Source organism: Microvirga sp. P4_G7, from assembly GCF_056401005.1.
Window position 1 is genome coordinate 1 of the sequence record NZ_JBFUKD010000673.1, and the last position, 1,941, is coordinate 1,941.

The following is a 1,941-nucleotide window of genomic DNA, read 5'->3' on the forward strand; positions in this document are numbered from 1 at the left end:
ATCTATGCGACCGTCGCGATGTCCATCCTCGTCATCGTGTTCGCGGAGGTGCTGCCGAAGACGATCGCCATCACAGCGCCTGAACGTCTCTCGCTCATCATCGCACGACCGGTCGCTTGGACCGTCACGCTGTTCGGTCCGCTGACTCATGCGATCGAGCGGCTCGTGCGCCTGATGCTGCGCCCCTTCGGCATCCGCATCGGCGAAAACATGCCGATCCTGTCCGCGTCGGAGGAGCTGCGCGGTCAGGTCAAGCTTCTGCACAAGGAAGGCGGCGTCGCCAAGGTCGAGCGCGACATGCTCGGTGGCCTGCTCGATCTCGAAGAGTTGTCGGTGTCCGACGTGATGGTCCACCGCACCAAGATGCGCACCATCAACGCCGATCTGTCGTCGGAAGAAATCGTGCGCGAGGTGCTGGCCTCGCCCTACACGCGCATGCCGTTGTGGCGCGGAAGCCAGGAGAACATCATCGGCGTCTTGCATGCAAAGGACCTGCTGCGCGCGCTCGATGCGGTCGGCGGCGATGCCGGACGCCTGACGGTCGAAGACATCGCGCTGGAGAGCTGGTTTGTTCCCGACACCACATCCCTGCGCGATCAGCTCAAGGCATTCCTCGCCAAGAAGACCCATTTCGCGCTCGTGGTGGACGAGTACGGCGAAGTCATGGGCCTCGTGACCCTGGAAGACATCCTCGAAGAGATCGTCGGTGACATCAAGGACGAGCACGACCTCTCGGTCCAGGGCGTTCGCCCCCATCCAAGCGGATCGGTGAACGTCGACGGCTCCGTGTCGATCCGCGATCTCAATCGGGTCATGGATTGGCGTCTTCCGGACGAGGAAGCGACGACCATCGCCGGGCTCGTGATCCACGAAGCGCAGGCGATCCCCGATACGGGACAAGCCTTCACGTTTCACGGCTTCCGGTTTCAGGTTCTGCGCAAGTCGCGCAATCGGATCACCGCCTTGCGCATCACGCCGGTCGTCCCGCTGAAAAAGCGCCAGGACACGACGGCGTAACGTCTATGTTGCAGAGCGACCGGACAGGAAATCAACGAGGGCTGCATTGACGCGGTCGGTTTCCTCGAGATGAACCCAGTGCCCCGCGGTGGAAAAGCGCTGCAGCTGTCCCTGATCGCAGATCCGCAGGCTGGCGTCCGCGACGCCGCCGTCGATGAACGGGTCCTGCATACCCCATAGAATAAGGACCGGCATCGCCACATTGCTTTGTCGCGCCCGGAATCTCTTGAACGCGTTGGCGCGATACCAATTCAGCATTCCCGTCAGCGCCCCAGGATGCGACCACGCCTCCTCGTAGCGAGACAAATCGGCTTCAGTGAACGTCCCCGGTTTCGTCACCGCGACGAGCTTTTCCTTCAAGGCGCGGAAATGCCGGGCAGACAGCATCGCTTCCGGCAGCCAGGGAATACGAAAGAACGCCATATAGAGACTTTTCAGCACCTGCCGCGGATGACGGCGCATGAAATCCCGCATGGCGCGCGGATGCGGCGCGTTGATCGCGACGAGGCGCTCCACCAGGTCAGGATGGCGCGTGGCTGTCCACCAGGCGACGACGCCACCCCAATCGTGGCCGACGAGGCTGACCTTGTCGCGACCGAACACGGCGGCGAGTTCGGCGATGTCGTCCGCCAGGAGATCGAGCCGATACGCATCCAACCCTTTCGGTTTGTCGCTCAAGTTGTAGCCACGCTGGTCGGGCGCCACGACCCGAAATCCCGCTTGCACCAAGGGCGCGATCTGCCGACGCCATCCCCACCAGAACTCAGGAAAACCGTGGAGGAGGATGACGAGAGGGCCGGTCAGAGGGCCCGCGTCGACGCAATGAAGCGTGATGCCGGCTTTCGGCAAATGGACGCGTGATTTGCGACTATCGATGCCGGGCAACGGGAGCACCTCCAAACCGGAAGGTCCTCTCGGTAACAC

At 62.6% G+C, this 1,941-nt stretch carries 2 protein-coding genes; one reads left to right on the top strand and one right to left on the bottom strand.

Annotation, left to right across the window (positions count from 1 at the left end):
• Positions 1-1,017 (top strand): HlyC/CorC family transporter (locus AC1DT3_RS19385; RefSeq protein ID WP_477466846.1); only part of this gene is annotated, 1,017 nt, incomplete at its 5' end.
• A 3-nt stretch (positions 1,018-1,020) separates the two neighbouring features.
• On the opposite strand, the gene AC1DT3_RS19390 is transcribed toward AC1DT3_RS19385, so the two are convergent.
• A complete protein-coding gene (locus AC1DT3_RS19390; protein ID WP_477466847.1) occupies positions 1,021-1,941 on the bottom strand; it encodes an alpha/beta fold hydrolase in 921 nt (306 codons plus the stop codon).